This window comes from Sphingopyxis panaciterrulae (genome assembly GCF_014199295.1).
Classification (GTDB): Bacteria; Pseudomonadota; Alphaproteobacteria; order Sphingomonadales; family Sphingomonadaceae; genus Sphingopyxis; species Sphingopyxis panaciterrulae.
In genome coordinates this window covers 342,804-367,933 of record NZ_JACIJH010000002.1, presented here as the reverse complement: position 1 = coordinate 367,933, position 25,130 = coordinate 342,804, and the positions used below count along the sequence as shown (strand labels likewise).

Here is a 25,130-nt window from a genome sequence, read left to right as displayed (position 1 = left end):
GAACGGACGGCCGCCGCGGCGATTCCGTCAGGCGGCCTTCCAGTCGCTCGTCGTCGTGAAGGTCGGCAGCGTCATCGCCGAGGTTTGCTGCGCCGCCGCCGCGATCAGATAGGGTGAGACGCGGTGGCGCGTGCACAGGCCGCCGTTGCCGTCGCTGACCAGCGGGATTTCGAATTCGACCCCCTGCTGGTGATTCATCGAGCGGCGCACGATCGCGGTGACGAGCTGCCCCTCGCCGAAATCGATGACGAAGCGCGTCCCGACGGGCACGTCGAGCAGCCCTTCGATGAAGGCGCCGCTCGCCGATAGGTTGCGCATCACGACGCCATAGCGGTGGTTGTCGTGGATCGCCGCGACCTTGCGGAACAGCGAGACGCGGTCGGTACGCTGCTTCGCCGGCCCCGCTGGCTTGATCGACCACGATCCCGCCTCGGCGCGTTCGACCAGTTCGGCCTGCGGCACCGGCTGGCTGTAGACGAAGCCCTGCACATGGCTGACGTTGAGCTTGCGGATCAGGTCGAGCTGGTCCAGCGACTCGATGCCCTCTGCGGTCGTCTCCATCTCCAGCGCCTCGGCGAGCGCGACGATCGCGGCGATGATCGCGCCGTTGCGCGACCCCTGCACCGTCGCCCCGCGCACGAAGCTCTGGTCGATCTTGATCTTGTCGAACGGTGCCGACTGCAGATAGCCGAGCGACGAATAGCCGGTGCCGAAATCGTCGAGCGCGAGCCGCACGCCAAGGCCCTTGAGCGCCTTGAACATGCGCGCGGTCTCGTTCGAATCGCCCAGAAACACGCTTTCGGTGATCTCGAGCTCGAGCCGGTCGGGGGCGAGCCCCGTCGTTGCGAGCGCGTTAGCCACGATCTTCGGCAGTTCCTCGTTGGCGAACTGAATCGGCGAGACATTGACCGCGACGCGCAGCTTGCTCGGCCAGCGCGCGGCCTCTTCGCACGCCCGGCGCAGTACCCATTCGCCGATCGGCCAGATCAGATTGGCTTCCTCGGCGATCGGCACGAAGATGGAAGGCGAGATGGCGCCGCGTTCGGGATGGTTCCAGCGGATCAGCGCCTCGACCCCGGTGACCATGTTGGTCTTGGCATTCACGATCGGCTGATAGTTGAGCTCCATCTGCCCGCGCGCCAGCGCGTCGCGCAGATCCTCTTCCAGGACGCGACGATCCTCGGCTGCCTGATGCAGGTCGCTTGAATAGAAGCGGAAACGGCCGCGGCCGCTCCCCTTGGCAGCATAAAGGGCAAGGTCGGCGTTGCGGACCAGGTCGTCGCTCGTCATGCCGTCGAAGGGCGCGATCGCGACCCCGACCGACGCGCCGATGATACAGCGGCTGCCCTCGACCGAATAGGGTTGCGACAGGCTGGCGATGATGTCGCGCGCCAGGTCGCCCAGTTTGCCGCGATCCTCCTGGTCGGGAAGGATGATCTGGAATTCGTCGCCGCCGAGGCGACTGACCATCTCCTTGTCGCCGACGATCTTCAGCAATCGCTCGGCGACCTGCTTCAGCAGCGCGTCGCCCGCCGGGTGGCCGAGCGTGTCGTTGACCTGCTTGAAGCGGTCGAGGTCGAGCAGCATGATCGCGCACGACCGCTGCTGCTGGGTGAAGGCGGCGAGCGTCGTGTCGAGCTTTTTCGAGATGTGGAAGCGGTTGGCGAGGCCGGTCAGCGAATCGTAGAGCGCGAGCCGCGATGCGTCTTCGGCCGACTGGCGCTGCGCCGTGATGTCGGCACCGCTGCCGCGATAGCCGGCAAACCGGCCGCCGGTGTCGACCTGCGGACGCCCCGAAATCGCCCACCAGCGCGTTTCGCCCTCCACCGCCGCGCGCAGCGGCAGCTCGTCGAACTTCGACTGGCGCATCAGCAGGAAGGGCAGGCTGCGCTGGCGCTCGTCCTGCCCATCGGCCGGCTGGAACAGGTCGGTGAAGACGGTGCCCAGCAACTCGCCGCCGCTCCGCCCCATCAGCGCCGCCACCGCCTCGCTGATATAGGTCAGCCGCCCGTCGGCATCGGTGGACCAGAACCAGCCGCGGCCGCTTTCCTCGTAATTGCGCAGCAGCAGTAGCGCCTCGCGTGTCTGGAGTGCCGCGGGCACCGGACCGCGCACCTTGCCGATGCGCGAGCCGATCCGGCCCAGAAGGCCGCGCTGCGTCTCGTCATGGACGGCTTCCCCCTGGCCGTCGGCATCGATGCGTGATGGCATGTCCATCCAAGAAACTCTTACTGGCCCCCGAAGATGGGCCTACGCATGGACCGCAATGCCTTGCAATCGGGTAAAGACGAACGCCGAAAACGGCGAAGCTGTCCCATTCAGGGAAGCAGCAGGCTCGCGTCGCCATAGCTGTAGAAGCGGTAACCCTGCGCGATTGCATGGGCATAGGCCGCCTGCATCGCCTCCAGCCCCATCAGCGCGCTGACCAGCATGAACAGCGTCGAGCGCGGCAAATGGAAATTGGTCATCAGCCCGTCGATCGCGCGAAACCGATAGCCCGGCGTGATGAAGATCGACGTGTCGCCCGCGAAGGGCGCGATGGTGCCGTCGGCGCGCGCCGCGCTTTCCAGCAGGCGGAGGCTGGTCGTGCCGACCGCGATCACCCGTCCCCCCGCGACGCGCAGCGCATTGAGGCGGTCGGCGGTATCGGGCTCGATCCGGCCCCATTCGGCGTGCATGACATGATCGTCGGTGTCGTCCGCCTTCACCGGCAGGAAGGTGCCGGCGCCGACATGGAGGGTCAGCGTTTCGCATCGGATCCCGGCTGCGGCGATCGCCTCCAGCAGTGCGGGCGTGAAATGCAGCGCCGCGGTGGGGGCGGCGACGGCGCCGTCCTTTTTCGCGAACATCGTCTGATAGTCGCTGCGGTCGGCCTCGTCGGTCGGACGCTTGCCCGCAATATAGGGCGGCAGCGGCATGCGGCCCGCGCGTTCGAGCAACAGCTCGACCGGCTCGTCCCCCGCAAAGGCGAGGACGAAGCTGCCGTCCGCGAGCCGCTCCTCGGCCAGCGCCTCGACCCCCGCGCCGAAATCGACCGTCTCGCCGACCCGCAGCCGCTTGGCGTTGCGGACGAACGCCTGCCAGCGGCGCAGGTCGATGCGCTTGTGGAGCGTCGCGCCGATGCTCGCCTCCCCCCGCCGCCCTTCGAGCTGCGCGGGGATCACCCGCGTATCGTTGAAGACGAGGCAATCGCCCGCGCGCAGCCGCTGCGGCAGGTCGCGCACGCCCGCATCGCCGACCGCCCCACCCTCGACGACAAGCATCCGCGCGGCATCGCGCGGCCGCGCGGGGCGCAGCGCGATCCGTTCGGGCGGCAGGTGGAAATCGAACGCATCGACGCGCATCGGCAGAGTCCGTTTTGTCGATTGAACCGAAGCCCGGAGCCTGTCGAAGGGCGTCTATCCACGATAAGCGCCCTTCGACAGGCTCAGGGCTTCGGTGATATTCGATTCCCTTTCCGCAAGGCGGCACCGGAGAGCGCCGTCGCCCGCTCAGGGCATCGGGGCGTTCAGATCGTCGGCGGTGATCTCAGGCGCGGCCGGCTTGTCCTCGACCAGCAGCGACGCAGGCGGGACCGGCTTGTTGTCGGCCGCGACCGACACCTGCACCATGCGCGACATCACCGCGGGCGGCTCGCCCTTGTGGATCGCATCGACAAACTGCATCCCCGACACGACACGTCCGAACACCGTATAGCGGTGATCGAGGCTGAAACGCGGCTGCAGCATGATGAAGAACTGGCTGTTCGCGCTGTCGGGGCTGTCGGCGCGCGCCATCGCCACGGTGCCGCGCAGGTGCGGCCGGTCGTTGAACTCGGCCTTCAGGTCGGGAAGATCGGACCCGCCCTGGCCGGTCGCGGTCGGGTCGCCCGTCTGCGCCATGAAGCCGTCGATCACGCGGTGGAACTTGACCCCGTTATAGAAGCCCGCGCGCGCGAGCTGCTTGACGCGCTCGACATGGTGCGGCGCGACATCGGGATAGAGCTGGATCACCACCCGACCGCCGGTCGAGAGGTCGAGATTGAGCATATATTCGGGGTTGCCCATATATTGCTCGGGCGTGATCGTCGGGGTCGCCGGCGCGACCTCGGTGGTCGCGGCCTCGGCGGCAGGCGCGTCGGCGGGCGGGGTCGCCGGCGGGGTTTCGGGGACTTCAGGCGGCGCCTCTACCGGGGGAGCGGTCGGCGCCTCCTCGGGCGTCGGCGGCGGAGAGGGAGGCGCCTCCTGCGCCACGGCAGCCGTCGCGATTCCCAGCGCCATCGCCGTCAGGACCAGGGGGCGGAAGGTGAATGTCATACTCGATCGGCCTTTGCGAATGAATCCGGTTTGCGCCCCGTCGGCGCGACCTAGCGGGAAAAAGCTGAACGCTCAATGATTGCGGTCAACGCTCGCCTTGACGCAAGCCCCTTTCGGCGATGCGGCTCTCCACCGCCTCGCGGACGGCGGGGGTGACGAACTTGTGGATCTCGCCGCCGAAGATCGCGATCTCCTTGACCAGCCGCGATGCGATGGGCTGCAACCCCACGTCGGCCATCAGGAACACCGTTTCGATCCGGTCGTTGAGCTGCTGGTTCATTCCCGCCATCTGATATTCATATTCGAAGTCGGCGACTGCGCGCAGCCCGCGGACGATGACGCTCGCTCCCTCGCGCTCGGCGAAATCCATCAGCAGCGAATTGAAGCCGACGACGCGGATGTCGCCGTCGATCGCGCCGACCTCGTTCCGCACCATCGCGATGCGCTCGTCGTCGTCGAACAGCGGCGACTTGGCGATATTGGTCGTCACCCCGATGACCAGCCGGTCGACCAGCTTCGCGCCGCGGCGGATGATGTCCATATGCCCCAGCGTGATCGGATCGAATGTTCCGGGATAAACCCCAATACGCATCAACGGTCCCTTTCCACGACATAGCGCGCGATCGCGCGCAGCAGCGCCGCCTCTTCGCCGAAGGCAGCGAGATGGCCGATGGCCTGATCGACCAGCGCCGCCGCCTGCTCGCGCGCCCGCGCGATGCCCATCAGCGTGACGAAGGTCGCCTTGCCCGCGGCATCGTCCTTGTGCAGCGCCTTGCCGGCCACCGCTTCGTCGCCCTCGACGTCCAATATGTCGTCGGCGATCTGGAAGGCGAGGCCGATGTCGCGAGCATAGGCACGCAGCGGACCGCGCCCCTCGGCCGGGATGCGCGCGAGGATCGCGCCCGCCTCGACCGAAAAGCCGATCAGCGCCCCGGTCTTGAGCTGTTGCAGCCGCGTCACGGTCGGCAGGTCGAAATCGGCGGTCTCGGCGGCGAGGTCCATCATCTGCCCGCCCGCCATGCCCGCCGGCCCCGCGGCGCGCGCCAGTTCGCGGACCAGTTCGCTGCGCACGAAGGGATCGGTATGGGTCGCGGGGTCGACCAACCATTCGAAGGCGAGCGCGTGGAGCGAATCGCCCGCGAGCACCGCGGTCGCCTCGTCGAACGCGCGGTGCACCGTCGGCTTGCCGCGCCGCATGTCGTCGTCGTCCATGCAGGGCAGATCGTCGTGGATCAGCGAATAGACATGCATCGCCTCGACCGCCGCGCCGGCGCGCAGGCTGAGCGCGCAGTCGACGTGGAAGAGGTCGCCGGCGGCGCGGACGAGCAGCGGCCGCAGCCGCTTGCCGCCGCCGATCGCAGCGTGGCGCATCGCCTGATAGAGCCGGCCGCGCGGGTCGGCGGGCAGCGCGAGCCACTGGTCGAACAGGCGGTCGATGCCGAGCGCAACCTCCTCCTGCGCGGCGCGCAGCAACGCCGCCTCCTTCGCATCGCTCTCGACGAGCGCCGGCACGGCTCAGCCTTCGCCGAAGGGCGCGGTTCCCGACGGCTGGCCGTCGGCGCCGAGGCTGACCTGCTCGATCCGCGCCTGCGCCGCGGCGAGGCGCGCCTCGCAATGCGCGCGCAGCGCATGGCCGCGCTCGTAAAGGGCTACCGATTCCTCAAGGCTGACGTCGCCGCTTTCGAGCCGCCGGACGATGGTTTCGAGCTCGCCCATCGCGGCCTCGAACGACAGCGAGGCGATGGCCGGGCCTGCGGCGGGCGCGGCGGCGGGTTCGGGGGTGTCCGTCATGGCGCCTGCTTTGGCCTCTTCGCCCCCATGCGGTCAAGCTTGACGTCGCCCCGCGCCGCTCTAGCATCGCGCCATGTTCGTCGGTCACTTCGCCCCGGCGCTGATCGCCGCAACCCGCCCCCACGCCGCCGGGCTGGGCACCCTGTTCGTCGCTGCGCAGATCGTCGACATCGGCTTCGCGGCGCTGCTGATCCCGGGCATAGAGGCGATGCGGATCGCCCCCGGCATCACCGCGATGAACCCGATGGACCTCTATCACATGCCCTATACGCACAGCCTGCTTGGCGCCGCGTTGTGGGCCACGCTCTTCGCCGCGCTGGTCGGTTTCGTAACACGGCGGCGGGCGGCGGCGGTCGGCGCGGGACTCGTCGTCCTGTCGCACTGGCTGCTCGACCTGATCGTCCATATCCCGGACCTGACCCTGTTCGGCGCCCCGCCGAAGCTGGGGCTGGGGCTGTGGAATCACCCGCTGATCGAAATGCCGCTCGAAATCGCGCTGACCGGCGGCGCGCTCCTCTATTATGCGGCGCGGACGCGGGCGCCCTCAGGCCATCTTCGGTTGTGGGTGCTGGCAGGGCTGCTTGCGCTGTTCCAGGCCATCGACTGGTTCGGTCCGAAACAGCCCGCCTATTCGCTCGCCATCCCTGCGACGATGCTCTTCGCCTATGCACTGCTCGCGCTGGCGGCATGGTGGGCGGGACGCGACCGCGCGCCGGCGGCCGCTTGAGCCCGGCGATCGGACGCCCCCACCCCAAAAAGGGCTCATGGGGTCTGTTCCTATCGCGCGCGCAGGGCTAAAGGCGCGCCATGACTCAGCCCAGCTCCGCCATCACCCCCGAAATCGTCGCCGACCACGGCCTTTCGCCCGAGGAATATGATCGCGTCCTGAACGCCATCGGGCGCGAGCCGAACCTCGTCGAACTCGGTATCTTCTCGGTCATGTGGTCCGAGCATTGCAGCTATAAAAGTTCGCGCATCCATCTGAAGAAGCTGCCGACCGAGGCGCCGTGGGTGATCTGCGGCCCCGGCGAGAATGCCGGCGTCATCGACATCGGCGAAGGCCCTGACGGCAAGAAGCTCGCCGCCATCTTCAAGATGGAGAGCCACAACCACCCCTCGTATATCGAACCCTATCAGGGCGCGGCGACCGGGGTGGGCGGCATTTTGCGCGACGTGTTCACCATGGGCGCCCGCCCGGTCGCCAACCTCAACGCCCTGCGCTTCGGCCGCCCCGACCATCCGAAGATGAAGCATCTGATCTCGGGCGTCGTCCACGGCATCGGCGGCTACGGCAATTGCGTCGGCGTCCCCACGGTCGGCGGCGAGGTCAATTTCCACAAGGCCTATGACGGCAACATCCTGGTCAACGCGATGACGGTCGGCGTCGCCGAGCAGGACAAGATATTTTACTCCGCCGCATCGGGCGTCGGCAATCCGATCGTCTATGTCGGCTCGAAAACCGGCCGCGACGGCATCCACGGCGCGACCATGGCGAGCGCGGACTTCGGCGAGGATGCCGAGGAGAAGCGCCCGACCGTGCAGGTCGGCGACCCCTTCACCGAAAAGCTGCTGATCGAGGCGTGTCTCGAACTGATGGCGTCGGACGCGATCGTCGCGATTCAGGACATGGGCGCCGCGGGCCTTACCTCTTCCTCGGTCGAGATGGCGTCGAAGGGCGGCGTCGGCCTCCACCTCCGGATGGACGACGTGCCGCAGCGCGAGACCGGCATGACGGCTTACGAGATGATGCTGTCGGAAAGCCAGGAACGCATGCTGATGGTCCTGAAGCCCGGCAAGGAGGCCTTCGCCAAGGCGATCTTCGAGAAATGGGAGCTCGACTTCGCGGTCATCGGCACCGTCACCGACACCGGCCGCATGGTGCTCGAACATCATGGCGAGATCGTCTGCGATATCCCGCTCGCCCCCCTCGCCGACGACGCGCCGCTCTATGACCGCCCGCACGTCCCGACCCCCAAGGCCGCGCCGCTGACCAACGTGCCCGAGACACAGGACGTCGCCGCCGACCTCAAGGTGCTGATGGGCACCCCCGACATCGCCAGCCGCCGCTGGATCTGGGAACAATATGACAGCCAGGTCGGCGCCGACACGGTGCAGACCGGGGGCGACGCCGCGCTCGTCCGCATCCACGGCACGGGCCGGGCGCTCGCGATGACCACCGACTGCACCCCGCGCTATTGCTACGCCGACCCGGTCGAAGGCGGCAAGCAGGCGGTCGCCGAGACGTGGCGCAACATCACCGCGGTCGGCGCCACGCCGCTCGCGATCACCAACTGCCTCAACTTCGCGAACCCGCAGCGCCCCGAGATCATGGGGCAAATCACCGGCTGCCTCGACGGGATGGGCCAGGCGTGCCGCGCGCTCGACTATCCGATCGTGTCGGGCAACGTCAGCCTCTACAACGAGTCCAAGGCAACCGGCGGCGGCAGCGCGATCCTGCCCACGCCCGCGATTGGCGGCGTCGGCGTGATCGAAGACCTTACCAAGGCGGTCGGCATCGGCTTCCAACGTACCGGCGACATCGTACTGGCCGTTGGGGAACGCATGGGTCACCTCGGCCAGTCGATGTGGCTGCGCGAAATCCATGGTCGCGAGGAAGGCCCGCCGCCGCCCGTCGACCCGAAAGCCGAAAAGCGCACCGGCGATTTCATCCGCGGCGCGATCAGCGCCGGCTGGATCACGGCATGCCACGACGTCTCCGACGGCGGCGTCGCGGTCGCGCTCGCCGAAATGGCGCTCAAGTCGAACATCGGCGTGCTCGTCAGCGAGGAACAGCCCTTCGGCATCGCCGAAAGCTTCTTCGGCGAGGACCAGGGTCTTTATCTGGTCACCGTCTGCGACACCTGTCTCGCCGACTTCCTCGACGCCGCGAACCGCGCCGACGTTCCGGTCGACCCGCTCGGCCGCACGATCAAGGACCGCATCGTCTTCGAACTGCCCGAGAGCGATCATCAGGTCACGCTCGCCGAGCTGCGCGAGGCGCATGAGGGCTTTTTCCCGGCGCTGATGGGGGCCGACGCGGCGCTCGCATGATGCGCGGCGCGCTGACCGCCCTCTCCCTGCTCGCGCTCGGGGCGCCGGCTTGGGCCGCACCGCTGGTCGTAACGGCGCCGCAGCAAGCGCCCGCCGGTCACGACCGGCCGCGTATCTTTCTGGGCGGCAGCATCGACATGGGCCGCGCCGCCGACTGGCAGGCCGATCTGACCCGGACGCTCGGCGACCTCGACGTCGTGATCCTCAATCCGCGGCGGCCCGACTGGAACCCGGAGTGGAAGCCGGTCGCCGAGGAACCCGAATTCCGCCGCCAGGTCGAATGGGAACTGGCGGCGCTCGAATCGGCCGACATCATCGTCATGGTTCTCGCGCCGGGGTCGCAAAGCCCGATCAGCCTGCTCGAAACGGGGTTGCATGCGCGCGGCGGAAAGCTGATCCTGCTCTGCCCCGAAGGCTTCTGGCGCAAGGGCAATGTCGATATCACCGCCGAACGCTATGGTATCGAACAGGTCGCGACGATGGACGAACTCGCCGCGGCGGTGCGGCGCCGGGTGGCGGACTGGACGGTGCCGGAGACGTCCCCGCAGGAGTGACGGACGATGAGCCTATATGTCGGAATCGGCGGCTGGACCTATGAGCCGTGGCGCGGAACCTTCTATCCGCCGAAGCACCCGCAGAAGCGCGAGCTGGACTATGCCGGTCAGCATCTGACGGGCATCGAGATCAACGGCACCTATTACGGCAGCCAGAAGCCCGAAAGCTTTGCCAATTGGGCGGCCTCGGTGCCCGACGACTTCCGCTTCAGCGTCAAGGCGTCGCGCTTCGCGACCAACCGCAAGGTGCTGGCCGACGGCGCCGCGTCGGTCGAGAAATTCCTGACGCAGGGACTGACGCGGCTCGGCGACCGGCTCGGACCGATCCTGTGGCAGTTCATGGCGACGAAGACATTCGAGCGTGACGATTTCGCCGCCTTCCTCGACCTGCTTCCCGAGGCGCAGGACGGGCTGCCGCTACGCCATGCGCTTGAGGTGCGGCACGAAAGCTTCCGCGACCCCGCCTTCGTCGACCTCGCGCGCGAGCGGAACATGGCTATCGTCTTCGCCGACAGCGATGAGTTTCCGTGCATCGACGAGCAGACCGCCGACTTCACCTATGCGCGCCTGCAACGCAGCCGGGAGGATGTCGAAACCGGCTATGACGGCAAGGCGCTCGACCATTGGGCCGACCGCGCGCGCGGCTGGGCGAAGGGCGGCCGCGACGTCTATCTCTTCTTCATCGCGGGCGCGAAGGTGCGCAATCCCGCCGCGGCGCAGGCGTTGATCGCGAAATTGGGTGAATGACGGCGGCCGCCGTCAGGCCGCCTGCGCCAGCTCCGGCTGTACCGCCGCCGCCTCGGCCGCCTTGGTGCCGAGCAGGTCATAGGGATCGATCCCGTCGGCGCGCATCATCGCGTGGACCTGCTTGTACACCGTCGGTTCGGCGATCCCCAGCCGCGCGCGCGCCGCATCGAGCGGCTCGGCGAGCAGCGTCTCGATATTCTGGTGCGCGATCTGCTGCGCGACGCGGCCGATGCGCTGGCCTTCACGAACCGCCCCATAGATGGGATAGCGGCGGCCGAAGCCCTTGCGGATTTCGCGCGCGCCGGCCCAGGCGATGAACAAGGTGCCCCAGCTCGGCGTCTGGCTGTAGGAGAAGGCGAGCACGCATTGCTCGCCGAGCGCGTCGCGGCCGTAGCCGGTCAGGATGTGGAACAGGTCGTGCGTGTCGCGTAGCCGGTTGCCATACAGCTCCAGCATGTCGTCATGGCTCGGCTTGCCGCGGCGGAACTTCAGCGATTCGTCGACCAGCCCCTGCGCGGTCAGCCCCTCGCGTTCCATGAAGTCGACATAGACGCGGCCAACGCTGCCCTCGGGCAGGCGGCGCAGCGCGTCATGATCGTCGAGCAGCGCGGGCAGATAGGGGCGCTCGGCGAGTACGCGGCGGCCCTCGGGCGTCGTGAAGAACCGCTCGACCGAGCGGCCGAAGCGCTTGTCGCGCAGCGCGTCGATGATGTGGAACACCTGTTCGGTGTCCTCTTTGTCGGCGATCAGCCTGCGGAAATGATGCAGCGCCCTGAACGGACGGAATCCCGCATCGGTGCGATCGGGGTGGGAGAGCGGCAGCGTGGTCATGTCGGGTCTCGCTGAGAATCGATGTCGGGTCCAATTTAGCACTACTGACACAAATGTCAATACTGCATCGCGCTGGCCACTCCCTCCTCGTCACCCGGACTTGATCGGCGCTTATCCCTTTCGCATCCGTAATCCCGTCATTGCGAGCGGAGCGAAGCAATCCAGAGTGCGCGCAAACCGCTCTGGATTGCTTCCCCCGGCTTTCGCCGGCGTCGCAATGACGAAGTAAGGAGGCTTGCGGATGCCAAGGGTATAATTGCCGACTTGATCCGGGGCGACAATGCTCTTCGAACCTGTCACCACCTCGCGCTGGACGCCGCTGCCCATCCACCGTATCACCCCCATAAGACAGCAAGGGGCAGGCCATGAACGCGGCGACGAACCAGCGCTTCGAAAGCCTCGACGCGATCCGGGGCGTCGCGGTGATGGGCATATTGGCGATGAACATCGTCGCCTTCGCCCTGCCCTTTTCGGCCTATTCGAACCCCGCCGCCGGCGGCCCGCCCGCGTCGGCCGACCTCGCGACCTGGGTCTTCGACTTCGTCTTCGTCGATTCGAAGATGCGCGGACTCTTCTCGCTGCTGTTCGGCGCCAGCACGCTGCTGGTCATCGAACGCGCCGCGGCGCAGGGGCGCAGCCCGGCGGCGGCGCATTATGCCCGCATGATATGGCTGGCGCTGTTCGGTCTCGCGCATTTCTACCTGATCTGGTTCGGCGACATCCTGTTCCTCTATGCGATGTGCGGGCTGCTGCTCTTTCTCTTCCGCAACCTGTCCATCAAGGCGCTGCTCTGGTGGGCGGCGGGCTTTTTCTTGCTCGATTTCGCGCTCTTCTTCGGCCTGTGGAGCGGACTAGTGGCGGCGGCGAGCGGCGCCGCGCCCGACATGCAGGACGCGCTGACGCAGATTCACGAAGAGATGGGCGCGGATTCGCCGACCTATGCACAGCAGGTCGCGCTGCACCTCGGCCGCTATGCCGACCTCCTCGCCTATCGGACGACCGAGCAACTGGACGAGCCGGTGCAGGGCGTGTTGGTCATGCTGTGGGAGACGATGGGGCTGATGCTGACCGGCATGGCGCTGTTCAGGGCGCATATGCTGACCGGCGAATGGCCCGTCGCGCGCTATCGCAAATGGGCGATCGTCAGCTTCACCGTCACGATCCCGCCGCTCGCCGCGCTGGCCGCGTGGCAGATCGGCGCGGGCTTCGACGCCGTGACCGTGTTCGGCGCGACGGCGGCGCTGTCGCTGCCCTTCGACCTCGTCATGACGCTCGGCTGGGCGGCGCTGATCCTGTGGCTGATCGCGGTCACGGCGAGCGACGCGGCGCGCGCGCGGCTCGCGGCGGCGGGGCGCATGGCCTTCACCAATTATCTGATGACCTCAATCGTCATGACGACGATCTTCTACGGCTATGGCCTCGGCCTGTTCGGCAGCGTCGGCCGCGCAGCGCTCTATCTCTTCTGCTTCGGCATGTGGGCGGCGATGCTGCTGTGGTCGAAGCCGTGGCTCGACCGCTTCCACTACGGCCCGTTCGAATGGCTGTGGCGCAGCCTCGCACGGGCCAGGCCGCAGCCGATGCGGCGGCGCTATTAGCTGACGGCGTTGCCGAAGCTGGGGCGGCGGCGGACCAGCGGGTTTGCCTCGCGCTCCAGTGCCGACAGCGTCGTTTCGAACAGCGGACGCAGCTCGACGACGCGCGGCAGATATTCCTCGGGGCTGACCTGGCTTTCGACGCAGCGGCGCGCGAACATCTCGATATCCTCTGCCAGCGCGCCCAGCTTTTCGGCGCCGAACTGGCGCGCCTCGCTCTTCAGCGTGTGCGCGGGCATGACGAGACCGCGGGCATCGCGAGCGCGCATCGCCTCTTCGATCGCCGCCACCGACTTGACGCCATCCTCGCGAAAATAGCCGAGAATGCGCACGAAAGCGGCGCCCAATTGGGTGCGCGTCGCGCGGAATTCATCCCAATCGACCAGGATCTCGTCCAATGTTCCGTTCCTTGGTGTTCGTTTTGGTCCTTGGTCCCTGCCATCCTCCATGACGAAGTTCGGTAAAAAAGCCGTTACGGCCCGATACCCGACCCTAAACGGGGCAGCTCGGGCTCAACGCCCGACCAGCCAGCGGTCCCCGGCCTCGGCCGCGAGCGTCCAGCCGCGCTCGGCGGCGAGCGCCGCGATCTCACGCGCCGCCTGCGGATCGTCGGCGATCAGCCGTACGCGCGCCGCGCTCCGCATCGCGCGCGCAAGGCGTAGCGCGGGCCAGGGACAGCGCATCCCGCGCGCGTCGACGGTGACCGCCTCCGCCTCAATCGTCATAGGGATTGCGCGAATTACGGAAATTGATGCGGATCGGCACGCCCTGGAACCCCAGTTCCCGGCGCATCCCGTTGACCAGATAGCGATGATAGCTGGCCGGCAGCACGTCGGTACGGGTGCCGAAGATGACGAAGGTCGGCGGGCGGGTGCGCGCCTGCGTCATATAGCGCAGCTTGATCCGCTTGCCGCCGGGCGCCGGCGGCGGGTTGGCTGTGACCGCACCCTCGAACCAGCGGTTCAGCTTTGCGGTCGAGACGCGGCGCGTCCAGATGTCGCGCTGTTCGAAGGCGACGCGCACCAGCGTTTCGATCCCCTTGCCGGTCGCGCCCGAGATGCTGAGCAGCGGCACGCCCTTGATCTGCGACAGCCCGTCCTCGAGCGCCGCGCGCACGCCGTTGAACAGCGCGGAGGGCTCTTCCGCCACGTCCCATTTGTTGAGCGCGACGATCAGCGCGCGCCCTTCCTCCAGCACCTTGTCGGCGATGCGCAGGTCCTGCGCCTCCAGCCCCTTGGTCGCGTCGAGCAACAGCACGACGACCTCAGCGAAATCGACCGCGTGCAGCGCGTCGGCGACCGACAATTTCTCCAGCTTGTCCTGCACCTTGGCGCGCTTGCGCATCCCGGCGGTGTCGAAAAGCTGGATCGGATGGACCTCGCCGTCGCTTTCCCACTGCCAGTCGACGCGGATCGAATCGCGCGTGATCCCGGCCTCCGGCCCTGTAATCAGCCGATCCTCGCCGATCATGCGGTTGATGAGGGTCGACTTGCCGGCGTTGGGCCGCCCGACGATCGCCAGCTTGAGCGGGCCGAGCGCCTCTTCCTCGTCACTCTCCGCCGCTGCCTCGTCCGCGTCCATGAAGGGCTCGACGATCGGGCGAAGCGCGTCGAACAGCTCGACCAGCCCCTCGCCATGTTCGGCGCTGAGCGCGAGCGGATTGTCGAAGCCGAGCGCATAGGATTCCATCAGCCCCGCCTCGCCCTGCTTGCCCTCGGCCTTGTTGACGCAGAGGATGATCGGCGTGTCCTCGCTGCGCAGCCAGCGCGCGATCTCCTCGTCGAGCGGGGTGACGCCGGCGCGCGCGTCGATCAGGAACAGCGCCGCGTCGGCCTCACGCACCGCTTTTTCGGTCTGCGCGCGCATCCGACCCGGCAGCGTCGCCGCGTCCTGGTCCTCGAACCCCGCGGTGTCGACGATGCGAAAGGTCAGGCCGAGCAGTTCGCCGTCGCCCTCGCGCCGGTCGCGCGTCACCCCCGGCTGGTCGTCGACAAGCGCGAGCCGCTTGCCGACGAGCCGGTTGAACAAGGTCGATTTGCCGACATTGGGCCGGCCGACAATGGCGATCGTCGCGGACCGCGCCATGCTTTTATCCTATCGTCCGAAGCCGCCGGAAAGCGGCCCGCCCTGTTACCGCCAGGCGGTGATGCGCCCGTCGTCCGCCAATATGTAAAGCGTCTGGTTCGCGACCACCGGCGTCTGCGACAGCGGCGCCTTCAGGTCGGTCGTCGTCAGTACCGATCCGTCGGTCGGCGATATTTCGGCGAGTTCGCCAAGGCTGTTCACCGCGATCAGACGGCCACCCGCGAGGACCGGTCCCGTCCAGCGGACCGGATCCTTCTTCGTCTTTTCCTTTTCGACGCGATAGCGGCGAAGCTGCTGGATCCAGCGAATCTTGCCCGACGCGCGCGCGACGCACAGCAGCTTCGCATCGTCGGTGATCGCGAACACCCATTCGCCGACCACATAGGGCGTCGAAATGCCCGCGATCGAGATTTCCCAGCTCCGAAGGCCGGTGTTGAGTTCATAGCTCGCCATGCGGCCGCCCTGGCCCAGGGCAAAGACGCGGCCGCGGTCGATCACCGGATCGGCGTCGACGTCGGTCAGGGTGGAGACCGAAAGCGCCATCGAGGTGCGGGCGAGCGCATCCTCCCACAGGTCGCGGCCATTCTCGTAGCGATAGGCCTGCACCTCGCCCGACGAAAAGCCGGCGACGATCGTCGCTTCGCCTGCCGCGGGCGACGCCGCGCCAAACACGCTGCCCGATTCGAGCGATGCCGTCGCCTGCCACAAGACCGCGCCGTTCGATGCGTTGAGCGCGAGAATCTGATTGTCCTGGGTGATGACATAGACGCCGCCGAAAGCAATCGTCGGAGCCCCGCGCAGCGGGCCGGTCGGCTTGACCTTCCAGATCACCGATCCGTCCTTGGCATTGAGCGCCGCGACATCGCCGACGCCGCTCGTCGCATAGACAACGTCGCCGTCGATGCCGGCGCCGCCGCCGAACAGCGATTTCTTGAAATCCTTGCCCGTGCTGCCGATCGCCGTGCTCCACAGCTTGGCGCCGGTCTCGGCATTGAAGGCGGTCACGACCGCGTCGGTATCGACGACGACCAGCCGGTTGTCGGCGACCACCGGCGCAGCGCCCAGCCGCTGCGTCTTGGTGCTGCCGGCGATGCTGGCGCTCCAGATCTGGCTGCGCGACGCGGCGAGCGCCAGATGGCCCATCGATTTCGAGGCGTTGCCGCCCGATTGTGCCCAATCGGCGTTGGCGACCGCCGCGGGCAGCACAACCGCCGTTTCGGCAAGCGCGGGATCGACCTTGATGCTCGCATCGTTCGACAGGATCGACACCCGATCGCCGACGGTCGGAGTCTTGGGACCGCCGCCGCCCTTGAACACGCCGCAACCGGCGAGCGGCAGCGCGACGAGCGCCGCGGCCAACAAAAAACGCCTTTTCAGCATATTATTCGGATTCCTTGCTTGTCTTGGCGGCCGCTGCCTTGGGCGCGGCGCTGCCTGTCTTGTCCGCTTCGGCGCTTTCGTCCGCGCGGTCGGTGACGGCGTCGATGCCCAGCATCCCCGCCATCTGCACACTGCGCGACTGCAGCGACTTGGGAATATCGGGCAGCTTGGCGATGCGGCCATAGAGCGCGCCCGCCTGATCGAACTGGCCGAGCTGATAGTGCGCGATCGCGCTCAGTTCGGCGGCGCTCGGGAACCAGCTCGACGCCGGGTCTTTGGCCTCGACCAGCGGCTTCATCCGCGCGATCACCGCCTCGGGCTTCAGCGTGTCGAACTCGAATGCGGTCTGGCGCACCAGCGCCAGGTCGCGCAGCGACTGGTCGACCGACGTGTCGCCCGCCACCTTCGCCATCAGCGCCGCCGCCGCCTTCAGGTCGCCGGTCTGCGCCTTCATATTGGCCTGCTGGATCAGCGCGGCCGAGCGATAGGCGCCATTGTCCTCCGCGATGATCCTGTCCAGCGCTTCGGTCGCGGCCTTCGGCTGGCTGGTGTTCGCCTTGTCGAGCGCGGCGACCAGCGCCTCCGCCTGCTCGCCGCGATTGCCCTGATCGATATGCCTCCAGACCAGATAGCCGCCAAAGGCGATCAACGCGCCGATCACCGCAACGACGATCCACAGGCCGTAGGTCTTCCAGATCGATTCGAGCTGATCCTTGCGGACCGCCTCGTCGACCTCCTGAAGCAGGGCGGCATTGTTCGTCGGGCTCAGGGCCAATCAAACCTCCATCATGTCTTCCGGCTCCGGGCACAGCTCCCCGCCGGCCGCTTCCTTAGCGAGCATGCGGAAAAAGGCCAAGCGATTCACTTGACCCCGGCCGGCGCGGCACGATGGCCGTCAACCAGCGTAGATCTGATCCTCCGTCGGGAATGAACGGGACCTGACTTGCTCGGCATAGTCCTTGACCGCGCCATTGATGACGCCGGCCATGTCCTGGTACCGCTTCACGAATTTGGGCACCCGCTCGAACATGCCGAGCATGTCGTCGGTGACCAGAACCTGCCCGTCGCATTGCGCCGAGGCGCCGATGCCGATGGTCGGGCAGGCGACCTTCTGCGTGATCTCGATCGCGATCGATTCGAGCACGCCCTCGATGACGATCGCGAAGGCGCCGGCCTTGGCGACGGCGACCGCGTCCTCGACGATCGAGCGCGCTTCCTCCTCGCTCTTGCCGCGCACGCCATAGCCGCCCAGGATGTTGACCGCCTGCGGCGTCAGCCCGACATGGCCCATCACCGGGATGCCGCGCTGGGTCAGGAATTCGATCGTCGGCGCCAGCACCTTGCCCCCCTCGACCTTGACCGCTGCGGCGCCGGTTTCCTTGAGCAGGGTCGCGGCATTGTCGAACGCCCGTTCCGGGCTGCCTTCATAGCTGCCGAAGGGCATGTCGACGATCACCGCGGCGTGATAGGTGCCGCGCACCACCGCCGCGCCGTGCAGCGCCATCATCTCCATCGTCACGCCGACCGTGTGCGGCAGGCCATAGATGACCTGCGCCAGCGAATCGCCGACGAGCAGCATGTCGCAATGCGGATCGAGAAGCTGCGCCTGGCGCACCGTATAGGCGGTGAGCATCACCAGCGGCTCGCCCCCCTTGCGCTGCCGGATGCGCGGCACGGTCAGCCGCTTCATCGGTTGCGGCGTCGGATTGGCGCGGCTGGTCGAGGTGTCGAGGGTGAGGGTTTTGGGGAGAGTGGACATGGCGCGGGGGCTTAGCCCCGAATGTTGCAGCGCAAAAGCGGTTCCGTCCCTTGTGTCATGATTTTTTGACTGTATGTTAAAGTTATCTGACATTCAGGCATATGAAGCGGATAAATCAGGAGCAGACTCGTGGCGACACCGCCCTTCACCAACGACATCCGCACGCTGCGCTTCCTCGCCGGCAAAATGACGCAGGGCAAACTCGGCGACCGGGTTGGCGTGACCCGCCAGACGGTCGCGGCGATCGAGCAGGGCAAATATTCGCCCTCGCTCGAGGTCGCCTTTCGCATCGCCCGCGTCTTCGGCAAGCCGCTCGAAGCCGTATTCCAGTGGGACGCGGACCGGGATTGAAGCGACGCGCGGGGTAACGGGTTCGACGATCCTCCCCATCGCTGCGCGACAGGGAGGAATCCATTAGTCGCCGCCGCGTCCCGCCTCGGTCAGCGCCGCAAGCTGCTCGTCCGTCAGCACGACGTCCAGGCTCCCCATGATCTCGTCGAGCTGGCGCACGCTCGTCGCGCTGGCGATCGGCGCGGTGACGCCGGGCTGCGCCGCGACCCAGGCGAGCGCGATCTGCGACAGCGTCGCGCCGGTCTCCGCCGCGATGCCGTCCATCGCGGCGAGCACCGCCGGACCCCGGCCCGCCATATAGGCTTTCGCCTTATAGCCGCGCGCGCTCTGCCCCAGGTCGTCGGCGCCGCGATATTTGCCGGTCAGATAGCCCGCGGCGAGGCTGTAATAGGGGATGACCCCGATGCCCTCGGCGATGCACAGTTCCTGCAGCGGACCTTCATACTGGTCGCGGTGGAGCAGATTGAGCTCGGGCTGCATCACGGTGAAGCGCGGCAGCCGCGTCTCCGCCGACACGCGCAGCGCCTCGGCGAGCCGCTCGGCCGAATAATTGCTCGCACCGATCGCGCGCACCTGCCCCGCGTCGACCAGCTCGCCAAACGCGCCGAGCATTTCATCGAGCGGCACGTCGGGATCGTCCTTGTGCGCGAAATAAAGGTCGATGACATCGACCCCCAGGCGGTCGAGCGAGCCCTGTACCGCCGCGCGGATGCGGTCGGGTTTCAGGCCGCCCTCGCCCATTCCGACCTTGGTCGCGATCAGCACCCGGTCGCGCGCGCCGCTCGCCTTCAGCCATGCGCCCATCATCGCTTCGGATTCGCCGCCCGTGTGGCCCGGCACCCACGCCGAATAGACGTCGGCGGTATCGATCATGCCGCCACCATGTTCGACGAAGCGGTCGAGGATCGCGAAGCTCGCGGCGCGGTCCGCGGTCCACCCGAAGACATTGCCGCCGAGGACGAAGGGGCGGACGGCAAGGCCGCTGTCGCCCAGCGCGCGTTCGGTCATCGGGTTTCTCCTTGCTTCACCGCGGGCACGGCCTCGCGGGGATTGTCGCTGAACAGCCCGTCGATGCCCGCCGCCAGAAAGCTGCGGATCTCGGCGGCAAGATCGCCATGCCCGGCGGGGTTGATGCCACCCTTGTCGGCGAGCGGCAGGAAATAATTCTCGCGGCGGAAGGTCCAGGGATGCACCTTCAGCCCCGCGGCATGCGCGTCATGCACCAGACGCGTCGGTTCGCCCAGCGTTCCGAGCCGGCCGCGCGGGATGACCATATCCTTGTTCGGGCCGATGCCGTCGGCATAGGCGGCGACCGCCTTCAGCCCCTCGGGCGTCGCCATCGCGGCATAGCTGAGCGCCGGGTCGTCGGCCGGCCCGCCCTCGCCGTCGATGAGCTGGATCAGCGGCAGGTCGCTCTTCGCGCGAATGGCCTTCAGATTACCGACCTCGAAGCTCTGGATGAACACCGGCGCGGTGCGGCCGCGATAGCCGTATCGGGTTAGCAGCGCGAGCATGGGCGCCTCGTGCGGTAATCCGATCGACGCGAAATAGCTTGGATGCTTGGTCTCGGGATAGACGCCGACCGGGTGGGCGCGCCCCTTGTTGACGCGGGCGAGCAGGTCGAGAATCTCCTCGAAGGTCGGGATCTCGAACTTGCCGTCATTGGCAGTGCCGCGCAGCCGCGGGATACGCTCCTTCGCGCGCAGCGTCTTCAATTCGGAGAGGGTGAAATCCTCGGTGAACCAGCCCGTGACCGCCTTGCCGTCGATCGTCTTCGTCGTCTTTCGATTCGCATATTCGGGATGATCGGCGACGTCGGTGGTCTCCGAAATCTCATTCTCGTGCCGCGCGACGAGCACCCCGTCCCCGGTTAGCACCAGATCGGGTTCGATGAAATCGGCGTCCTGCTCGATCGCCAGTTCATAACTCGCAAGCGTATGCTCGGGCCGCTCGCCCGACGCGCCGCGATGCGCGATGACGATCGGCGGCCGGCCGTCGAGCGTGGACTCCGCCGCCATCGGCTCAGCCCCGCAGCCCGCTAGCGCCAGCAGCGCGAGCGACGCGGCGCGCCAGCGCTTCATGCCGCAAAGCGGGCCTGCCAGTCGCTCTCGGAAAATCCGACGCTGACGCCATCCGCCGCCTCGACCACCGGGCGGCGAATCATCGCCGGCTGGTCGAGCATCAGCGCCTTGGCCTTCGCCGCGTCGAGCCCCGCCTTGTCGGCATCGGGCAGCTTGCGGAAGGTCGTCCCGCTCTTGTTGAGCAGCCTGTCCCAGCCGACCGCGTCGATCCAGCTCTGCAATTTCGCGGGGTCAAGCCCGTCCTTGCGGAAATCGTGGAAGCGATAGGAAACGCCCGCGCCGTCAAGCCAGCGCCGCGCCTTCTTCACCGTATCGCAGTTCGGAATGCCATAGAGAGTCAGTGTCATCCATCGACTTTAGGAGAGCGGCGGCAGGTCGGCAATGCGCGTGTTGGCGCTCGCCAACTTGCCGCGCAGCGCGCGCGCGAAGCCCTGGTGCAGCGCCGCCGCGAGGTCGGGGTTGGCGGCGAGGAAGGTGCGCAGCGCCGCCGCGGGCACGAACCACAGCCGCGCGTTGGCGGTCAGCGTCACCGTGCCCGTCGCATGCGCGCCGTCGAGCACCGTCGCCTCGCCGATCAGCGCCCCGTCGGCGAGCGTGCCGACGTCCGCCCCGTCGCGCTGGATCAGTGCCCGCCCCTCGGCGAGGTAGAAGAGGCTGGGCGCCGCCTGATTCTCGCGGATCAGCACCTCGCCGCGCCGGGCCGAGATCCAGTGCCCCTGGTCGATCAGCCGCCGCGCGCTCGCGGCGCTGAGGCCGTCGAAATGCAGGCTGCGCAGCGCCAGTTCCTCGGGCGTGAAGCGGATGCCCGCATCGCGGTACCAGCCGCGCGCGGCGAGGACGAGGTGAAAGACGAAGATCGCCGCAAGCAGCGCGGTCGCCCCCAGGCTGCGCCAGCCGAAGATCGCGGCGGGCAGCGCCAGCAGCGCCGCGACCGCGATGCCGAGTCGTACCTGCTCGACGCGCGCGACGAATCCGGCCGCCAGAAGCGACACCAAGGCTGCGTAACCGAGCCATGCCGGGTCGAAATTCGCCATCGTCAATCGTTTCGCGTCGCGGTCCCTTGCTTAGAAGCCTAATCTTGCAAGGTTACCGATTACCGAATGCAGAGACGTTTCCCCGGCGCGCGTCCCTTGAAAACCTCCATAAAATTAGCAGTTTTGGGGTCCAAAGAAAAGCATAGGTGCGCGAAAGGCGCCGCAATGCTAATTTCCCCGTCCTTGCCTTGCCCGCCCTTTCGCGCCAAGGCAGCGCGCGACTCGCAGATTTTTGGACGATGAAGTTTCAAGAGATGACGCAGACCTGGCAACCGCATAGCTGGCGCTCGCACGAAGCGCGCCAGCTTCCCACCTACGCCGACGAGGCCGCGCTGGCCGCGGCGGAGCGCGAGCTCGCGGGCTATCCGCCGCTCGTCTTTGCCGGCGAGGCGCGCGACCTGACGAACGAGCTCGCCCGCGTCGCCGAGGGCAAGGCCTTTCTGCTTCAGGGTGGCGACTGCGCCGAGAGCTTTGCGGAATTCCATCCGAACAACATCCGCGACACCTTCCGCGTCCTGCTCCAGATGGCGGTGGTGCTGACCTTTGCGTCGAAAATGCCGGTGGTGAAGCTCGGCCGCATGGCGGGCCAGTTCGCCAAGCCGCGCTCGGCCGACATGGAGGAAGTGAACGGCACGTCGCTTCCCAGCTATCGCGGCGACATCATCAACGACATCGGCTTCGAGGCGGCAGGCCGCGAGCCCGACCCGAAGCGGATGGTCAAGGCCTACAACCAGTCGGCGGCGACGCTGAATCTGCTGCGCGCCTTCGCCAACGGCGGCTATGCGAACCTGCACCAGGTCAACGCCTGGACGCACGACTTCATGGACCGCAGCCCGTGGGCCAAGAAATATCAGGAAACCGCCGCGCGCATTTCCGAGGCGCTCGCCTTCATGGAAGCGTGCGGGGTGACACCGGACACCGTGCCGCAGATCAAGGGCACCAGCTTCTACACCAGCCACGAGGCGCTGCTGCTCCCCTATGAGCAGGCGCTGACCCGGCAGGACAGCCTGACCGGCGGCTGGTACGACACCTCGGGCCATATGCTGTGGGTCGGCGACCGCACCCGCTTCGAAGGCTCGGCGCACATCGAATATCTGCGCGGCATCGGCAATCCGGTCGGCATGAAATGCGGGCCGAGCCTCGAGCCCGACGTGCTGCTGCGCCTGCTCGACACGCTGAACCCCGGTCATGTGCCCGGCCGCATGACGCTCATCACCCGCTACGGCCACGACAAGATCGAGGCGCATCTGCCGAAGCTGGTGCGCGCGGTGAAGGAATCGGGCCATCCCGTCGTCTGGTCGTGCGACCCGATGCACGGCAACGTCATCAAGACCTCGACCGGTTACAAGACGCGGCCCTTCGAGCGCATCCTGGCCGAAGTGCGCGGTTTCTTCGCCGTCCACCGCGCCGAGGGCACGCACGGCGGCGGCATCCATATTGAGATGACCGGCCAGAACGTCACCGAATGCACCGGTGGCGCGATGGACGTGACCCAGATGGACCTCGCCGACCGCTACCACACCCACTGCGACCCGCGCCTCAACGCGGGGCAGTCGCTGGAGCTGGCGTTCCTGCTGGCGGAGATGCTCAACCAGGAAATGAACGAGCGGGCGAAGCAGGCGGCGTAAGCGCCTCTTCCATTCCGTCATTGCGAGCGAAGCGAAGCAATCCAGAGCGGTGCAAGGCCGCCCCTGGATTGCTTCGCTTCGCTCGCAATGACGAGAAACAGGACCTAAAGCGGCGTGCGTTAAATCTGCATCACCCTTTCTTCCGTTCGTGCTGACCCCGGATCAAGTCCGGGGGAAGCACCGTCCTTTTTCTTGCTACGCTTGAAAGAAAGAACAGCCCTTCGACAAGCTCAGGGCGAACGGGGATGAGTGATGCAGATTTACGGCACGCCGCTCTGGTCGGCCGTCCCCGTCCACCGTTTGGTATCAGCGAACGCGCGGCCCAGCGCGACGTGCAGGTCGGCGTCCTCCGCCGCGCCGCCCAGCGGCACCTTGTCCGAAAATTCGTCGGCCGGCCCGTGATAGTCGCTGCCCAGGAACGCCTCGAGCAACGGCATGTCGGAAAAGCTGCCCCCGACCATCAGCGACGGTACGCCCTTGGCGCCCAGCGCCCAGCCGTCCTGCCGCTGCGCGAAGGCATCGGCCTCGCCGTCCGCGTCGACCTTGCGGCCCAGCTTTGCCGCCACGCTGCGCACCATCGCGTCATAGGCGGGGCGGCCGCGGCCGATCGTCGCGACCGGCGTGCCGCGCGGCGAGATGGCGATGGTGTCGATGTTGAGCGCGACCGTGATATCCTCCAGAGGCAGCACCGGATGGTCGGCGAACCAGGTCGCGCCGAGCAGCCCCTTCTCCTCGGCGGTGGTCGCCATGAAATAGATGTCGCGGTCGGGCCGCGGGCCGCTCGCAAGGCGTTTCGCGACCTCGATCAGCACCGCGATGCCGCTCGCATTGTCGACCGCGCCGTTGCAGATGCGGTCGGCGTCGCCCTCCTCGCCGCAGATGCCGAGATGATCCCAATGGCCGAGGAACAGCACCGCCTTGCCGTCGGGCCGGGCGCCGGGCAGCTTCGCGATGACATTGTTGCTCGCGAAAGGACGGATTCGCGCCGTCGTCTCGATATCGGCGGTCACCGGCAACTCGGCGCCGCGATAGCCGGCGGCCTTCGCCGCCTCGCGCGCCGCAGCACCGTCCTGGCCGGCCCGGGCGAACAGCGCGTCGGCGGCTTCGAGCGACAGGAAGCCGCTGACCGACGGCGGGGCCTCGGCCGGATCGGCGAGGCGCACCGTCTTGCCGGCGACGGCATCGCGCAGCCGCGCCCAGGGAATTGCGTCGCCCGCGATCACCAGCACCCCCGCGGCGCCCGCATTGGCCAGCATCCGCCGCCGCTCGCGATAGCCCGGCAGCTTGGCGCCGAACGGCGCGTTGCCGTACAGCATGATCGCCAGCTTGCCGCGCACGTCGGTATTGACGTGGCCCGCGCCGTCGACGCCATAGCCGACGAAGACCGCCGGCGCGTCCCTCAGCGACACCGACGGATCGCGGCCGGCGACGATGACGCCATCCTCCTCCAACCGGATATCGCGGCCGCGGACCTTGAATGTCGCGCGGCTGGTCAGCGGTTCGCTCTCGACGAAAGGCACCGGCTGCAGCCACGGCGTCGCGCTGCCGGGCACGGGCTCGAGCCCCGCCTTCACCCATTCGCCGACGATATAGGCGATGGTCCGGTCCTCGCCCCCGGTGCCGGGCGCGCGACCTTCGAACGCATCGCTCGCCAGGATGCGGATATGACCCGCTAGCTCGGCCTCGGTCACCGGCGCGTCGCCGCCCTTGGCATGGGCGGCAGGAACCGCCAGCGCGGTCAGGAACAGGGCGGCCGCGGCGGCCGGAAAAAGACGGTTTCGCATGGGCCGGCCGCATGACATGCCCCGCCGGGCGAGGCAAGGCGTGTTCGTCGAACGACGAACGGCGGCGTCCGACCGGCATACCGCCCCCCCCAAATCCGTTCGTGCTGAGCCTGTCGACGCACCGTCCTTATTTTCACCGTTGACAGAACAAGCGGCCCTTCGACACG

General features: G+C 67.5%; 25 protein-coding genes. 7 read left to right on the top strand and 18 right to left on the bottom strand.

Annotated features, from left to right (window positions below; genetic code table 11):
- Positions 1 to 27 precede the first annotated feature (27 nt).
- The 6 genes from FHR21_RS05775 to FHR21_RS05750 all read right to left on the bottom strand — a co-directional run bounded on the left by FHR21_RS05775 (position 28) and on the right by FHR21_RS05750 (position 6,086).
- Entirely contained in the window at positions 28 to 2,211 is a 2,184-nt protein-coding gene (locus tag FHR21_RS05775) for a putative bifunctional diguanylate cyclase/phosphodiesterase (RefSeq protein ID WP_246427073.1), read from the bottom strand.
- Positions 2,212 to 2,318: 107 nt separating this feature from the next.
- Positions 2,319 to 3,344 carry a tRNA preQ1(34) S-adenosylmethionine ribosyltransferase-isomerase QueA gene (gene queA / locus FHR21_RS05770; protein ID WP_184096214.1) on the bottom strand — a complete coding sequence of 342 codons (1,026 nt, stop codon included), beginning with the start codon at positions 3,342 to 3,344 and terminating at the stop codon, positions 2,319 to 2,321.
- Positions 3,345 to 3,491: 147 nt separating this feature from the next.
- Positions 3,492 to 4,295, bottom strand: coding sequence for a peptidylprolyl isomerase (locus FHR21_RS05765; RefSeq protein WP_246427072.1), 804 nt, complete (start codon positions 4,293 to 4,295; stop codon positions 3,492 to 3,494).
- Between the two features lie 85 nt (positions 4,296 to 4,380).
- On the bottom strand, positions 4,381 to 4,887 hold the full coding sequence (gene coaD, locus FHR21_RS05760; protein ID WP_184096213.1) for a pantetheine-phosphate adenylyltransferase: 507 nt from the start codon (positions 4,885 to 4,887) through the stop codon (positions 4,381 to 4,383).
- Positions 4,887 to 5,807 (bottom strand): farnesyl diphosphate synthase, encoded by a 921-nt coding sequence (locus FHR21_RS05755; RefSeq protein WP_184096212.1) that lies wholly within the window; start codon positions 5,805 to 5,807, stop codon positions 4,887 to 4,889. The genes coaD and FHR21_RS05755 overlap by 1 nt, the downstream gene beginning before the upstream one ends.
- A 3-nt stretch (positions 5,808 to 5,810) precedes the next feature.
- Positions 5,811 to 6,086, bottom strand: coding sequence for an exodeoxyribonuclease VII small subunit (locus FHR21_RS05750; protein WP_184096211.1), 276 nt, complete (start codon positions 6,084 to 6,086; stop codon positions 5,811 to 5,813).
- Positions 6,087 to 6,159: 73 nt separating this feature from the next.
- On the opposite strand from FHR21_RS05750, the gene FHR21_RS05745 reads away from it, so the two are divergent.
- From FHR21_RS05745 to FHR21_RS05730, 4 genes are all read left to right on the top strand, one after another.
- Positions 6,160 to 6,813: a hypothetical protein gene (locus tag FHR21_RS05745; RefSeq protein ID WP_184096210.1), complete on the top strand. Its 654-nt coding sequence runs from the start codon at positions 6,160 to 6,162 to the stop codon at positions 6,811 to 6,813.
- A gap of 80 nt (positions 6,814 to 6,893) precedes the next feature.
- Positions 6,894 to 9,137 carry a phosphoribosylformylglycinamidine synthase subunit PurL gene (gene purL / locus FHR21_RS05740; RefSeq protein WP_184096209.1) on the top strand — a complete coding sequence of 748 codons (2,244 nt, stop codon included), beginning with the start codon at positions 6,894 to 6,896 and terminating at the stop codon, positions 9,135 to 9,137.
- A complete protein-coding gene (locus FHR21_RS05735) occupies positions 9,134 to 9,691 on the top strand; it encodes a nucleoside 2-deoxyribosyltransferase domain-containing protein (protein ID WP_246427071.1) in 558 nt (185 codons plus the stop codon). Before purL ends, FHR21_RS05735 begins: the two co-directional genes overlap by 4 nt.
- A gap of 6 nt (positions 9,692 to 9,697) precedes the next feature.
- Positions 9,698 to 10,438 carry a DUF72 domain-containing protein gene (locus FHR21_RS05730; RefSeq protein WP_184096208.1) on the top strand — a complete coding sequence of 247 codons (741 nt, stop codon included), beginning with the start codon at positions 9,698 to 9,700 and terminating at the stop codon, positions 10,436 to 10,438.
- A gap of 12 nt (positions 10,439 to 10,450) precedes the next feature.
- Here FHR21_RS05730 and FHR21_RS05725 read toward each other — a convergent pair whose 3' ends face one another.
- Positions 10,451 to 11,269: a Coq4 family protein gene (locus tag FHR21_RS05725; protein WP_184096206.1), complete on the bottom strand. Its 819-nt coding sequence runs from the start codon at positions 11,267 to 11,269 to the stop codon at positions 10,451 to 10,453.
- Between the two features lie 365 nt (positions 11,270 to 11,634).
- On the opposite strand from FHR21_RS05725, the gene FHR21_RS05720 reads away from it, so the two are divergent.
- Positions 11,635 to 12,864 carry a DUF418 domain-containing protein gene (locus FHR21_RS05720; RefSeq protein ID WP_184096204.1) on the top strand — a complete coding sequence of 410 codons (1,230 nt, stop codon included), beginning with the start codon at positions 11,635 to 11,637 and terminating at the stop codon, positions 12,862 to 12,864.
- Here the strand turns inward: FHR21_RS05720 and FHR21_RS05715 are convergent.
- The 6 genes from FHR21_RS05715 to panB all read right to left on the bottom strand — a co-directional run bounded on the left by FHR21_RS05715 (position 12,861) and on the right by panB (position 18,085).
- Positions 12,861 to 13,259: an Hpt domain-containing protein gene (locus FHR21_RS05715; RefSeq protein WP_184096202.1), complete on the bottom strand. Its 399-nt coding sequence runs from the start codon at positions 13,257 to 13,259 to the stop codon at positions 12,861 to 12,863. The two genes, FHR21_RS05720 and FHR21_RS05715, sit on opposite strands and share 4 nt — an antisense overlap.
- A gap of 114 nt (positions 13,260 to 13,373) precedes the next feature.
- The gene (locus FHR21_RS05710; protein ID WP_184096200.1) at positions 13,374 to 13,586 is read right to left on the bottom strand and encodes a sulfurtransferase TusA family protein; all 213 of its coding nucleotides are present in this window, start codon (positions 13,584 to 13,586) and stop codon (positions 13,374 to 13,376) included.
- Positions 13,576 to 14,946 (bottom strand): ribosome biogenesis GTPase Der, encoded by a 1,371-nt coding sequence (gene der / locus FHR21_RS05705; protein ID WP_184096198.1) that lies wholly within the window; start codon positions 14,944 to 14,946, stop codon positions 13,576 to 13,578. The genes FHR21_RS05710 and der overlap by 11 nt, the downstream gene beginning before the upstream one ends.
- A 45-nt stretch (positions 14,947 to 14,991) precedes the next feature.
- Positions 14,992 to 16,326, bottom strand: a complete 1,335-nt coding sequence (locus tag FHR21_RS05700) for an outer membrane protein assembly factor BamB family protein (protein ID WP_184096196.1) — start codon at positions 16,324 to 16,326, stop codon at positions 14,992 to 14,994.
- 1 nt (position 16,327) lies between these two features.
- Positions 16,328 to 17,101: a tetratricopeptide repeat protein gene (locus FHR21_RS05695; protein WP_184096194.1), complete on the bottom strand. Its 774-nt coding sequence runs from the start codon at positions 17,099 to 17,101 to the stop codon at positions 16,328 to 16,330.
- 120 nt (positions 17,102 to 17,221) lie between these two features.
- Positions 17,222 to 18,085, bottom strand: coding sequence for a 3-methyl-2-oxobutanoate hydroxymethyltransferase (gene panB, locus FHR21_RS05690; protein WP_184096192.1), 864 nt, complete (start codon positions 18,083 to 18,085; stop codon positions 17,222 to 17,224).
- Positions 18,086 to 18,214: 129 nt separating this feature from the next.
- Between panB and FHR21_RS05685 the strand changes: the two genes are divergently transcribed.
- Positions 18,215 to 18,436 carry a helix-turn-helix domain-containing protein gene (locus FHR21_RS05685; RefSeq protein ID WP_184096190.1) on the top strand — a complete coding sequence of 74 codons (222 nt, stop codon included), beginning with the start codon at positions 18,215 to 18,217 and terminating at the stop codon, positions 18,434 to 18,436.
- A gap of 63 nt (positions 18,437 to 18,499) precedes the next feature.
- Here the strand turns inward: FHR21_RS05685 and FHR21_RS05680 are convergent, their stop codons facing one another.
- Genes FHR21_RS05680 through FHR21_RS05665 form a run of 4 tightly spaced genes read right to left on the bottom strand, consistent with a single transcriptional unit; the run spans position 18,500 to position 21,551 of the window.
- Complete coding sequence (locus FHR21_RS05680; protein WP_184096188.1) at positions 18,500 to 19,444, bottom strand: aldo/keto reductase; 945 nt, start codon at positions 19,442 to 19,444, stop codon at positions 18,500 to 18,502.
- Complete coding sequence (locus FHR21_RS05675) at positions 19,441 to 20,517, bottom strand: glycerophosphodiester phosphodiesterase (RefSeq protein WP_184096186.1); 1,077 nt, start codon at positions 20,515 to 20,517, stop codon at positions 19,441 to 19,443. The genes FHR21_RS05680 and FHR21_RS05675 overlap by 4 nt, the downstream gene beginning before the upstream one ends.
- Complete coding sequence (locus FHR21_RS05670) at positions 20,514 to 20,864, bottom strand: ArsC family reductase (protein WP_184096184.1); 351 nt, start codon at positions 20,862 to 20,864, stop codon at positions 20,514 to 20,516. Before FHR21_RS05670 ends, FHR21_RS05675 begins: the two co-directional genes overlap by 4 nt.
- Before the next feature lie 9 nt (positions 20,865 to 20,873).
- Positions 20,874 to 21,551: a cyclic nucleotide-binding domain-containing protein gene (locus tag FHR21_RS05665; RefSeq protein WP_184096182.1), complete on the bottom strand. Its 678-nt coding sequence runs from the start codon at positions 21,549 to 21,551 to the stop codon at positions 20,874 to 20,876.
- 254 nt (positions 21,552 to 21,805) lie between these two features.
- Here FHR21_RS05665 and FHR21_RS05660 point away from each other — a divergent pair, with 254 nt between their 5' ends.
- Entirely contained in the window at positions 21,806 to 23,179 is a 1,374-nt protein-coding gene (locus FHR21_RS05660; RefSeq protein WP_184096180.1) for a class II 3-deoxy-7-phosphoheptulonate synthase, read from the top strand.
- Positions 23,180 to 23,439: 260 nt separating this feature from the next.
- Here the strand turns inward: FHR21_RS05660 and FHR21_RS05655 are convergent, their stop codons facing one another.
- Entirely contained in the window at positions 23,440 to 24,963 is a 1,524-nt protein-coding gene (locus FHR21_RS05655; RefSeq protein WP_246427070.1) for a M28 family peptidase, read from the bottom strand.
- Positions 24,964 to 25,130 lie beyond the last annotated feature (167 nt).

Bases quoted from the DNA above. Each gene is read 5' to 3' on its own strand.
- FHR21_RS05775 (WP_246427073.1), bottom strand. From the start codon at position 2,211: ATGCCATCACGCATCGATGCCGACGGCCAGGGGGAAGCCGTCCATGAC.
- queA (WP_184096214.1), bottom strand. From the start codon at position 3,344: ATGCGCGTCGATGCGTTCGATTTCCACCTGCCGCCCGAACGGATCGCG.
- FHR21_RS05765 (WP_246427072.1), bottom strand. From the start codon at position 4,295: ATGACATTCACCTTCCGCCCCCTGGTCCTGACGGCGATGGCGCTGGGA.
- coaD (WP_184096213.1), bottom strand. From the start codon at position 4,887: ATGCGTATTGGGGTTTATCCCGGAACATTCGATCCGATCACGCTGGGG.
- FHR21_RS05750 (WP_184096211.1), bottom strand. From the start codon at position 6,086: ATGACGGACACCCCCGAACCCGCCGCCGCGCCCGCCGCAGGCCCGGCC.
- FHR21_RS05745 (WP_184096210.1), top strand. From the start codon at position 6,160: ATGTTCGTCGGTCACTTCGCCCCGGCGCTGATCGCCGCAACCCGCCCC.
- purL (WP_184096209.1), top strand. From the start codon at position 6,894: ATGACTCAGCCCAGCTCCGCCATCACCCCCGAAATCGTCGCCGACCAC.
- FHR21_RS05735 (WP_246427071.1), top strand. From the start codon at position 9,134: ATGATGCGCGGCGCGCTGACCGCCCTCTCCCTGCTCGCGCTCGGGGCG.
- FHR21_RS05730 (WP_184096208.1), top strand. From the start codon at position 9,698: ATGAGCCTATATGTCGGAATCGGCGGCTGGACCTATGAGCCGTGGCGC.
- FHR21_RS05725 (WP_184096206.1), bottom strand. From the start codon at position 11,269: ATGACCACGCTGCCGCTCTCCCACCCCGATCGCACCGATGCGGGATTC.
- FHR21_RS05720 (WP_184096204.1), top strand. From the start codon at position 11,635: ATGAACGCGGCGACGAACCAGCGCTTCGAAAGCCTCGACGCGATCCGG.
- FHR21_RS05710 (WP_184096200.1), bottom strand. From the start codon at position 13,586: ATGACGATTGAGGCGGAGGCGGTCACCGTCGACGCGCGCGGGATGCGC.
- der (WP_184096198.1), bottom strand. From the start codon at position 14,946: ATGGCGCGGTCCGCGACGATCGCCATTGTCGGCCGGCCCAATGTCGGC.
- FHR21_RS05700 (WP_184096196.1), bottom strand. From the start codon at position 16,326: ATGCTGAAAAGGCGTTTTTTGTTGGCCGCGGCGCTCGTCGCGCTGCCG.
- panB (WP_184096192.1), bottom strand. From the start codon at position 18,085: ATGTCCACTCTCCCCAAAACCCTCACCCTCGACACCTCGACCAGCCGC.
- FHR21_RS05680 (WP_184096188.1), bottom strand. From the start codon at position 19,444: ATGACCGAACGCGCGCTGGGCGACAGCGGCCTTGCCGTCCGCCCCTTC.
- FHR21_RS05675 (WP_184096186.1), bottom strand. From the start codon at position 20,517: ATGAAGCGCTGGCGCGCCGCGTCGCTCGCGCTGCTGGCGCTAGCGGGC.
- FHR21_RS05670 (WP_184096184.1), bottom strand. From the start codon at position 20,864: ATGACACTGACTCTCTATGGCATTCCGAACTGCGATACGGTGAAGAAG.
- FHR21_RS05665 (WP_184096182.1), bottom strand. From the start codon at position 21,551: ATGGCGAATTTCGACCCGGCATGGCTCGGTTACGCAGCCTTGGTGTCG.
- FHR21_RS05660 (WP_184096180.1), top strand. From the start codon at position 21,806: ATGACGCAGACCTGGCAACCGCATAGCTGGCGCTCGCACGAAGCGCGC.
- FHR21_RS05655 (WP_246427070.1), bottom strand. From the start codon at position 24,963: ATGCGAAACCGTCTTTTTCCGGCCGCCGCGGCCGCCCTGTTCCTGACC.